A 9392-nucleotide genomic window follows, 5' to 3' on the forward strand; every position below is an offset into this window, starting at 1 on the left:
AGCCTGGATCGCATCAAATGTCAGCCAGCCGCGCCAGAAGGCCGGATCGGCCTCGTTGCGCCAGGCCGGGATCATCCCGCGGTCGGCCTCGGTGTAGTAAGGCACCTTGAACATGATCGCACGCTCGTCGGTCGGGCTGGCGGCGGGCAGCAAGGCCTGCTTGCCGGTGCGGCGATACGCAGCCTCGGCCGCATCGCCCGCGGCTTCAAGCCTGGCGATGCCTTCCTTGCCGCCATACGTCTGCTCGACCACCTCGGCATCGTGCAGCCAGGGGGCGACCAAGGCGATCGACTTGATCGCGGCATCTTCAGCGGCGGCAGTGACCATGTAGCCGGAGCTGGCGCAAATGCCGAGCCCGCCGATGCGATCCTTGCCGATCTCGGGCCGGGTCGCGAGATAGGCGACCGCCGCTCCGATGTCGGCGATCTTGGCGCCGGGATCCTCATGTTGGCGCCGGGCGCCGCCGCTCTCGCCCCAACCGCGAAAGTCGAAGGTCAAGGCTGCGAATCCGCGGTCGGCCATCTCGCGGGCGTAGCGGGCCGGCATCTGTTCCTTTACCGTCATCCAGGCGCCGGTCACGACCAGCGCGGGCCGAGGTCTCGCCGGGTCCAGATCCTCGGGAAGATAAAGGTCGCCGACGATCTGCTCACCGTGCGAAGTGAAAGTGACGCGCTCGACCCGCGGTGCGGCGAAGGCGCTGGAGCCGAGCGCGACGGCGGTTGCTGCGGCTAGTGTCAGGGTTTTCAGCATCGCAAATCTCCTTTGCTTGGCGCGGGAGCGGCAGGTTGAGGAAAGCCGCCGTCTAGCGGTCATCCGCCAGTCGGCCGGGCAGTGGCTTCAGCGGGTAGTGCGTCCAGTAGAAGGCGTCCGACTGGTACATGTCGGTCAAAAAATTCTGCGCCTCGGCGATCTTTCCGTCCTTGATGCGAAACATCAGGGCGTAGAGCTGGTCGATCTCGGGACCTGAGCCGACGTTCGACCAGCCGCGATGGATGTCGACGACGAGGTCGCCCTGCGCCTGGAAGAAGATCGGCTCGGCCCTGAATTTGCCATCGGCCAGGCCACGGAAGAAGGCGACCACTTCCTCCGGCCCGCGCTTGTCGCCGGCCAGCGGATGATGGCCCGGAATGCGCCAGACGATGTCTGGCGCGAGGAAGGGCCGGACGGCCTCCGGGTTCCCGGTCGCATAAGCTGCGTAATAGTCCTTGATCAGCTGGATGTTGCGGTCTTCCTGCGGACCGCCGTTCGCGGGAGCGGCAGACACCGCCAGGAGAGCGCCGGCGGCAAGCGAAGCGAGCCTGGTCATCGATCCTGTCTCCTTGCCTTCGAGCCGTCGCAACGGCGAGGCTAAACCCAGCATGAGGCTTTTTCTTCGCCGGAAAAACCCGTATAGTTCGACAAGGCTCTTTGGAATAACCTCATAATGCGCCTCGACCAGTTCAGCGGCATCGTCGCCTTTGTGAAGGTTGCGGAGGCCAGGAGCTTCACCCGCGCCGCCTCCGAACTCGGCGTCGCTCCGGCCTCTTTGAGTGAGGCAGTCAAGGGGCTGGAGGAGCGTCTGGGGGTGCGGCTTCTCAACCGCACGACCCGCAGCGTTGGCCTGACCGAAGCCGGCGCCCACTACCTCGACCCCGTGCGCCCAGCGGCCGAAGAGATCCGGGCGGCTGGCGCGGCGCTGCGCGAGTCCCGCGACCGCCCCGCCGGCACACTGCGCCTGAGCCTGCCATGGATCGCCGCACCACTGCTGATCGAGCCGCTGATGGGGCCGTTCATGGAGGCTTACCCGGAGGTGCGGCTTAGCCTGATCTTCGACGACAATTTCGTCGATATCGCCGCTCAGGGCTTCGATGCCGGTCTGCGGATCGGCGAGCTTCTCGAGAAGGATATGATCGGCGCGCGTCTGGGCGGGCCGCTCCAGACCGTCGTGTTGGCGAGCCCGGACTATCTCGCGCGTAACGGTACGCCGAAGCGGCCCGCCGACCTCGCCGCCCACCGCTGCATCGCCTTCGCCTTCACCCGCACCCGCGCCATCTCGCCCTGGGAGTTCGTCGTGGACGGACGCCAAGTCGAGTTCACGCCCGACGCACGTCTGGTCGTGAACACACTTCCGCTCTGCATCACCGCCGCCGCGCAAGGGCTTGGCCTAGCCTTTGCCGTCGAAGGCCTCGCTGCGCCGCTCCTCGCCTCAGGCGCGCTGGTCAAGGTGCTGGAGCCTTTCTGTCCCACCTACGAACCGCTCCACCTCTATTATCCCAGCCGCCGCCTCGTCCCGCCCAAGCTGCGGGCCTTCATTGATTTCGTGCGCGCGAACGCTCACAATTTGCGGATCTGATGCGCCGCCGCGAAACCAGCCACGGCGCATATCGGCGAGCCGGTCCGCCTCACCCCCAGGTGCCAACCAACTGCCTAGTGGCGGCGTTGAGGCGATTGAAGGCGTTGATCAGGGCAATCTGGACCACCAGGGCGGCAAGCGCCTTCTCGTCATAATGCCGGGCGGCCTCGTCCCAGATCGTGTCGGGCACCGGGTCGGGCCGGTCGCAGAGCCGGGTTGTTGCCTCGGCAAGCGCAAGAGCCGCGCGTTCGGCGTCGGTGAAGTAAGGCGTCTCCCGCCAGGCGGACACGGTGAAGACGCGCTCATCCTTTTCGCCGGCCTTCTTCAATTCACGCGCATGCATGTCGATACAGACGCTGCATCCGTTGATCTGGCTGGCGCGCAAATGGACGAGCTTGCGCGTCACGTAGGGCAGGTCAGCCGTTTCCGTCGACTTGTCCAGCGCGAGCAGCGCCTGCAGGGCGCCGGGAATGAGAAGCACAGGGTTTTTCAGTCTTGCTTGCATCGCGGTCTCCTTGTTTTGCCGATCCCGATGCCGGGCATCCGGATTCGGGATCGGCGCCCTGTCTACCAAAATCAATAACTAGATAGCTATGGATTTACCTATAACTCAGCAGTTATGAATGTGTCAAGCAGGAAATTGGCGGCAATGCAAACGGCAACGACCCGTCGCGTTGAGCCAATAGTTCCGGCTTTCGCTACAAGGAGCCCGATGCTAGGGCATGATCAACTCGAATTCGCCAACGGATCGCCCTGTGACCGACACAGAACGCCCTCGCCTGCCGCTGATCGAAATCTGCGTCGAAGGCATAGATGGCCTGCTCGCCGCGCAAGCCGCCGGCGCCGACCGGGTCGAGCTCTGCGCCAGCCTCTTCGAGGGCGGCATAACGCCGAGTCTTGGCACAGTGCGTGCCGCCCTTGAGCTGGCGACGATCCCATTCCACGTCATCGTGCGGCCCCGCGGCGGCGATTTTCTCTACAGTGAAGCCGAGTACCGTTCGATGCTCGCCGATGTGCGTGCGCTGAGCGAACTTGGCGTGGCTGGTGTCGTCGTCGGCTGCCTGAATGCCGACGGTACCGTCGACGAAAAGCGCATGAGCGAATTGGTGCAGGCGGCAGGGCCTTTGAACGTCACCTGCCACCGTGCCTTCGACATGACACGCGATCCGGCCGAAGCGCTGGAAGCGCTGATCCGCAGCAAGGTAGGCCGTGTGCTGACCAGCGGCCAGCGTGATACCGCATTGGAGGGCGTGGCCCCGCTGGCGGGCCTCGTCCAGCAGGCCGGTAAGCGCATCGTCATTCTTGGCTGCGGCGGGCTCAACCCCAGGAACATCGCCGAGGTGCGGGAAAGAACCGGACTGACGGAAATGCATTTCGCCGCGCTCAAGGACGTGCCGAGCGCGATGCGCTACCGCAATCCCCAGGTTGGCATGGGCGGCACCGACCTCGACCGCGAGTACCGCAACACCGTGACCGATGCGGCGCTGGTGGCGGCGACGATTGCGGCGGCGAGAGCATGATCCCGAAGAAAGAAAACACGTGACGCAAGCACGCCTGCCGATCGACCTGGTCTCGCCGCAGGACGAGCCCGCCGTCCTCGCCCTCAACAACGAACACGCGGCCGAGTTGTCGTGGCTCGAACCCGAGCGCCTGTCCTTCCTGCTCGGCGAAGCGTTTTATGCGCGCCGCATCGGTGCGCTCGAAGCCTTCATCATGACCTTCGACCAGAACGCCCGCTACGACAGCCCGAACTTCCTGTGGTTCCGCGAGCGCTATCCGCGCTTCGTCTATGTCGACCGTGTCGTCGTTGCAGGAGAAGCGCGTGGTCGCGGCCATGCCCGCAGGCTCTATGAGGATCTGTTCGACCAGGTATTGCATGCCGGCCAGACCATCGTCACTTGCGAGGTGAATGCCGAGCCGCCCAATCCGGCTTCAGACGCCTTTCACGCCGCGCTTGGCTTTGTCGAGGTCGGCGACGCGGTGATCCACGGCGGCAAGAAGGCGGTCCGCTACTATACCAGGCAGATCACCGGCTGAGGCGACAAGCCCTACCAATTGCGGTTCAGCCAGCCACGGGCAGGCTTTTCGACGATGTAATAGCTGCACAAAGCGCAAGCGAACGCCCCGGCCAGCATCAGCAGCGGCGCACTGCCCTGTGAATAGACGAATTTGTAGAACGGCTGCTGCCACAGATAGAGCGAATACGACCACAGTCCCAGCGTCGCCATCGGCCAGCAGGACAAAAATCCGGTCAGGTACCGTGTGCTGAAATCGAGCGAGTTGACGGCGAGCGCCAACAGCGGCACCGCGACCAGATAATGGATCGGCGTCGGCACCGCATCCATGAACAGAAGAACCGCCCCGACGGACGCCGCGACGGCGACATGCGGCCCCTTGAACAAGGCTGGCAGCCTGTCGTCGGCCTTGAGCAGGCATATCACCGCCGACAGCAGGATCGAGGCGATGTGCACGTCGGTCCGCCAGTAGGTGGCCTCGTAGTCCATTGCGAAGACCCAGTACGAAATCGCGCCGTTTGCCATGGCCAGCACCGACAGCGCGCTGAGCAGCATGACGACGCGGGCACGCCCTGAAACGAAAAAACTGATCAGTGCCAGGATGGCATAGGCATGTTCTTCGACGCATAGCGACCAGATATGGTCGAGCGCGCCGGCGCGGCTGACGAGAATCCCAGCATAATTGTAGGTGAATGTCAGCGCCGTCAGCGCCGCCTTCCATTTGAAGGCGACAAACGTGCCGGACAAGGCAACCATCGAAGCGACGACGAAAACCAGCAGCGCCGGATAGACGCGGGAGAACCGGCGCTTGAAGAACGCCTTGAGAGGATAGCGTTCGACAAAGAGAATCTCGGCCATGAGCCGGCCGCTGAGCACGAAGAAGAACTCGACGCCCATGACACCGAGGTTGATTCCGGGAACGGGAAAGAAGTGGCCGATCAGCACCAGTGCGATCGACAGGCCGCGCCATCCGTCGAGATAGGCCAGCCTTGTTCTCGACGACGTGTCGGCGGCGGAGCGGGACACGACAAGCTGCGCCGCGGAGATATCCGTCATGCCGGTCCTTTCGCATTTGAATGATGCGAAAGGGCTGCACGGCTGTAACCGTGCGCTCCGAGCCCCGGCTCGCATTCCTCCATGCATATTGCAGCGCAATAGAGCACTGTGCAAGTGCGAGACGGCCACACTTTGGCCTGTACGGCCGCCGAAGGGGCCGCGAAGGCCCCTTCCCAAAGCTGACAAATCCAAGACCCGGCGATCGGTATCGTCAGGCGTTGGCGGTAGCCACCGCGCGCTTGGCCATCACCACGATCAGATTGGCGCGATAATCGGCCGAGGCATGGATGTCAGTCATCAAATCATTCGCCGGCACTTTCACTCCGTTGAGGGCAGCGGCGTCGAAATTCGTGGCAAGTGCCGCCTCGATTTCCTTCGAACGAAAAACGCCGTTGTCGCCGGCCCCGGTGACGGCGACGCGGACTCCGTCCGCGCCATTGGCCACGAACACACCGACGATCGCATAGCGCGATGCCGGATTGCGGAATTTTTCATAGGCCGCCTTGGCCGGCGCGGTGAAGGTCACCGCGGTGACGATCTCGCCGTCCTCCAGCGCCGTCTCGAACAGGCCGGTGAAGAACGCGTCGGCAGCGATCTCGCGCCTGTTGGTGACGATAGTGGCGTCAAGCGAAAGAAGTGCTGCCGGATAATCAGCCGCCGGGTCATTATTGGCGATCGAGCCGCCGATCGTGCCCTTGTAGCGTACGGCCGGATCGCCGATCAGAGAAGCCATGTGGGCCAAAGCCGGACAGGCCGTCTTCAGCCTCTCGTCGCGGGCGACGTCGTAATGTGTGGTGCCGGCGCGAATGGTGATGGTGCTGCCCGACACCTCGATGCCTTTCAATTCCTCGATATGCGAAAGGTCGACGAGATCGGACGGTGCGGCAAGCCGCGTCTTCATCGCCGGGATCAGCGTCATGCCGCCCGACAGCAGCTTCGCATCGCCGGTCTCGAGCAGCTTGACCGCATCGGCGACCGAGGCGGCACGGTGATAGTTGACTGAGTACATGGGATGCTCCCGTGAAGTGAATTGGTGAGTAGTCAGTAGTGAGTAGTTTCAGTGTTTCTCTACTGACTACTCAATACTGACCATTCACTCCTGTTTCAGTGTCTCGTCGTCGCCCGGATCGCTGCCCAGACCGTGGACGGCGATGCCGGCATGGCGATATCGGTGATGCCGATGGCGTCGGTGATGGCGTTGATCACTGCCGGCGGTGAGCCGATGGCGCCGGCCTCGCCGCAGCCCTTGATGCCGAGCGGATTGCCCGGGCACGGCGTGTTCGAGGTCGAGACCTTGAACGACGGCAGGTCGTCGGCGCGCGGCATGGTGTAGTCCATATAGCTCGCAGTCAAAAGCTGCCCGCTGGCGTCGTAGCGGGTGCCCTCCAGCAAGGCCTGGCCGATGCCCTGGGCGACGCCGCCATGCACCTGGCCCTCGACGATCATCGGATTGATGATGTTGCCGAAATCGTCGGCGGCGACGAACTGGACGATCTCGGTGACGCCGGTTTCCGGATCGATCTCGACCTCGCAGACATAGCAGCCGGCGGGGAAAGTGAAGTTCGACGGATCGTAGAATGAAGTCTCCTTCAGCCCCGGCTCCATGCCGCCCGGCAGGTTGTGGGCGGTGTAGGCGGCAAGCGCCATCTGAAACCACGGCACTTGTCTGTCGGTTCCGGTGACCTTCAATGCACCGTTTTCGATGACTATGTCGCCCTCGTCGGCCTCGAGCAGATGGGCGGCGATCTTCTTGGCCTTGGCCTCGACCTTGTCGAGCGCCTTGACAACGGCCGACATGCCGACGGCGCCCGAGCGCGAGCCATAGGTGCCCATGCCCATCTGGACCTTGTCGGTATCGCCATGGACGATGGAGACGCTGTCGATCGGCACGCCGAAGCGCTGGTTGACCAGTTGCGCGAAAGTCGTCTCATGGCCCTGGCCATGGCTGTGCGAGCCGGTCAATACTTCGATCGTTCCGGCGGCGTTGACGCGTACCTCGGCTGATTCCCACAGGCCGACGCCGGCACCGAGCGAGCCGACCGCCGCCGACGGCGCCAGCCCGCAGGCCTCGATATAGCAGCTCATGCCGATGCCGCGCAGCTTGCCATTCGCCCTGGCGGCCGCCTTGCGCTGGGCAAAACCGGCATAATCGGCAGCCTCCATCGCCGCGTCCAGCGAAGCGGCATAATCGCCGGCGTCATAGTTCATGATGACCGGTGTCTGGTGCGGGAACGATGTGATGAAGTTCTTTCGGCGAAGCTCCGCCGGCGACACGCCCAACTCGCGTGCGGCGGTTTCGATCGTGCGTTCGAGCAGATAGGTGGCCTCCGGCCGCCCTGCCCCGCGATAGGCATCGACCGGCGCGGTGTTGGTGTAGACGGCGCGCACATTGGCGTGGATCGCCGGAATATCATACTGGCCCGACAACAGCGTCGCGTAAAGATAGGTCGGCACGCAGGACGAGAACAGCGACATGTAGGCGCCGAGATTGGCGATGGTGTCGACCTTCAGCCCGGTGATCCTGTTGTCCTTGTCGAAGGCCATTTCGACCGTCGAGACATGGTCGCGGCCATGGGCGTCGGTGAGGAAGCTCTCGGTGCGGTCGGCGACCCATTTGACCGGCACGCCGGTCTTCTTCGAGGCCCACAGGCAGATGATTTCTTCCGGATAGATATAGATCTTCGAGCCGAAGCCGCCGCCGACATCCGGCGCGATGACGCGCAGCTTGTTTTCGGGCGCGACATTGTAGAAGGCGCTCATCACCAGACGCGCGAGATGCGGGTTCTGCGAGGTCGTCCAGCACGTGTAGTGGTCCTCGGCCTTGTCGTAATAGCCTAGTGCCGCTCGCGGCTCCATGGCGTTCGGCACCAGCCGGTTGTTGACGATCGTCATGCGGGTGACGTGGGCTGCGGCCTTGATTGCCGCGTTGGTCGCCGTGCTGTCGCCGAGCTCCCAGTCGAAAATCAGATTGCCGTCGGCTTCCGGGTGGATCTGTGGTGCGCTCCTTTCGAGCGCCTTCGGAGCATTGACGACCGCCTTCAGTTCTTCGTAGATGATGTCGACCGCTTCGGCCGCGTCGCGCGCCTGCCCCTTGGTTTCGGCAACCACGACGACCACCGCGTCGCCGACATAGCGGACCCTATCGAAGGCCAGCGGCGACCACGCCCCCATCTTCATCGGCGAGCCGTCCTTGGAATGGATCATCCAGCCGCAGATGAGATTGCCGATGCCGTCGACCTTGAGCTCCTTGCCGGTAAGCACGCCTATAACGCCCGGCATGGCCTCAGCCTTTTTGACATCGATCTTCTTGATCTCAGCATGCGCGTGCGGGCTGCGCACGAAGGCCGCATGCTTCATGCCGGGAACCACCATGTCGTCGACATAGCGCCCTGCGCCGGTGATGAACCGCTTGTCTTCCTTGCGCGCTACACGAGCGCCAACACCTTCAATGCCCATAAGAATTCCTCCGGAATTTAGGGGAGTAGGTGAATAGGCAGTAGGCAGTAGGGAAATTTTTGCTCCTGGTTCCCTACTGCCTACTGCCTACTGCCTATTGCCCTGTTCATGCCGCCTGCTTGGCACTGCCCTTCGCCCCCTTCGACATCGTCTCCGATGCAGCGAGGATCGCCTTCACGATGTTGTGGTAGCCGGTGCAGCGGCAGATATTGCCTTCGAGCTCGGCCCGCACCGTGGCCTCGTCGAGGCCTTCGGGATGACGATTGATCATGTCGGTCGCCGCCATGATCATGCCCGGCGTGCAGAAACCGCACTGCAGTCCGTGATGCTCCTTGAACGCCGCCTGCACCGGATGCAGGTCGGCTCCGTCCGCCAAACCTTCGATCGTCGCGATGGTCGACCCGGAGGCTTGCACCGCAAGCATCGTGCAGGACTTTACCGCCTTGCCGTCGACATGGACCACACAGGCGCCGCATTGCGAAGTGTCGCAACCGACATGCGTGCCGGTGAGTCCAAGATTCTCCCGCAAGAAA

General features: G+C 63.4%; 10 protein-coding genes. 3 read left to right on the plus strand and 7 right to left on the minus strand.

What is annotated here, in order from left to right; genetic code table 11:
* Window positions 1–750 (minus strand): CocE/NonD family hydrolase (locus tag EOA85_RS18830; RefSeq protein ID WP_164759739.1); only part of this gene is annotated, 750 nt, incomplete at its 3' end.
* A gap of 52 nt (window positions 751–802) precedes the next feature.
* Window positions 803–1306, minus strand: a complete 504-nt coding sequence (locus EOA85_RS18835) for a nuclear transport factor 2 family protein (protein ID WP_127210731.1) — start codon at window positions 1304–1306, stop codon at window positions 803–805.
* A 117-nt stretch (window positions 1307–1423) separates the two neighbouring features.
* Between EOA85_RS18835 and EOA85_RS18840 the strand changes: the two genes are divergently transcribed.
* Window positions 1424–2332, plus strand: a complete 909-nt coding sequence (locus EOA85_RS18840; protein WP_127210732.1) for a LysR family transcriptional regulator — start codon at window positions 1424–1426, stop codon at window positions 2330–2332.
* A gap of 49 nt (window positions 2333–2381) precedes the next feature.
* On the opposite strand, the gene EOA85_RS18845 is transcribed toward EOA85_RS18840, so the two are convergent.
* Window positions 2382–2837 carry a carboxymuconolactone decarboxylase family protein gene (locus tag EOA85_RS18845; protein ID WP_127210733.1) on the minus strand — a complete coding sequence of 152 codons (456 nt, stop codon included), beginning with the start codon at window positions 2835–2837 and terminating at the stop codon, window positions 2382–2384.
* Between the two features lie 217 nt (window positions 2838–3054).
* On the opposite strand from EOA85_RS18845, the gene EOA85_RS18850 reads away from it, so the two are divergent.
* Complete coding sequence (locus EOA85_RS18850; RefSeq protein ID WP_127210734.1) at window positions 3055–3852, plus strand: copper homeostasis protein CutC; 798 nt, start codon at window positions 3055–3057, stop codon at window positions 3850–3852.
* Between the two features lie 19 nt (window positions 3853–3871).
* Window positions 3872–4369 (plus strand): GNAT family N-acetyltransferase, encoded by a 498-nt coding sequence (locus EOA85_RS18855; protein ID WP_127210735.1) that lies wholly within the window; start codon window positions 3872–3874, stop codon window positions 4367–4369.
* An 11-nt stretch (window positions 4370–4380) separates the two neighbouring features.
* On the opposite strand, the gene EOA85_RS18860 is transcribed toward EOA85_RS18855, so the two are convergent.
* The 4 genes from EOA85_RS18860 to EOA85_RS18875 form a co-directional block, all read right to left on the minus strand.
* Entirely contained in the window at window positions 4381–5403 is a 1023-nt protein-coding gene (locus tag EOA85_RS18860) for an acyltransferase (protein ID WP_127210736.1), read from the minus strand.
* Window positions 5404–5614: 211 nt separating this feature from the next.
* Complete coding sequence (locus tag EOA85_RS18865; protein ID WP_127210737.1) at window positions 5615–6412, minus strand: xanthine dehydrogenase family protein subunit M; 798 nt, start codon at window positions 6410–6412, stop codon at window positions 5615–5617.
* A 95-nt stretch (window positions 6413–6507) separates the two neighbouring features.
* Window positions 6508–8859 (minus strand): xanthine dehydrogenase family protein molybdopterin-binding subunit, encoded by a 2352-nt coding sequence (locus EOA85_RS18870; protein WP_127210738.1) that lies wholly within the window; start codon window positions 8857–8859, stop codon window positions 6508–6510.
* Between the two features lie 106 nt (window positions 8860–8965).
* The coding region (locus EOA85_RS18875) for a (2Fe-2S)-binding protein (RefSeq protein WP_164759740.1) at window positions 8966–9392 on the minus strand (427 nt) is incomplete at its 5' end.

This window comes from Mesorhizobium sp. M5C.F.Ca.IN.020.29.1.1, from assembly GCF_003997375.1.
Taxonomy (GTDB): Bacteria; Pseudomonadota; Alphaproteobacteria; order Rhizobiales; family Rhizobiaceae; genus Mesorhizobium; species Mesorhizobium wenxiniae.

Excerpts from the sequence above, each read along its gene's own strand:
- EOA85_RS18850 (WP_127210734.1), top strand. The coding sequence starts at position 3,055 with ATGATCAACTCGAATTCGCCAACGGATCGCCCTGTGACCGACACAGAA.
- EOA85_RS18845 (WP_127210733.1), bottom strand. The coding sequence starts at position 2,837 with ATGCAAGCAAGACTGAAAAACCCTGTGCTTCTCATTCCCGGCGCCCTG.
- EOA85_RS18870 (WP_127210738.1), bottom strand. The coding sequence starts at position 8,859 with ATGGGCATTGAAGGTGTTGGCGCTCGTGTAGCGCGCAAGGAAGACAAG.
- EOA85_RS18865 (WP_127210737.1), bottom strand. The coding sequence starts at position 6,412 with ATGTACTCAGTCAACTATCACCGTGCCGCCTCGGTCGCCGATGCGGTC.
- EOA85_RS18860 (WP_127210736.1), bottom strand. The coding sequence starts at position 5,403 with ATGACGGATATCTCCGCGGCGCAGCTTGTCGTGTCCCGCTCCGCCGCC.
- EOA85_RS18835 (WP_127210731.1), bottom strand. The coding sequence starts at position 1,306 with ATGACCAGGCTCGCTTCGCTTGCCGCCGGCGCTCTCCTGGCGGTGTCT.
- EOA85_RS18840 (WP_127210732.1), top strand. The coding sequence starts at position 1,424 with ATGCGCCTCGACCAGTTCAGCGGCATCGTCGCCTTTGTGAAGGTTGCG.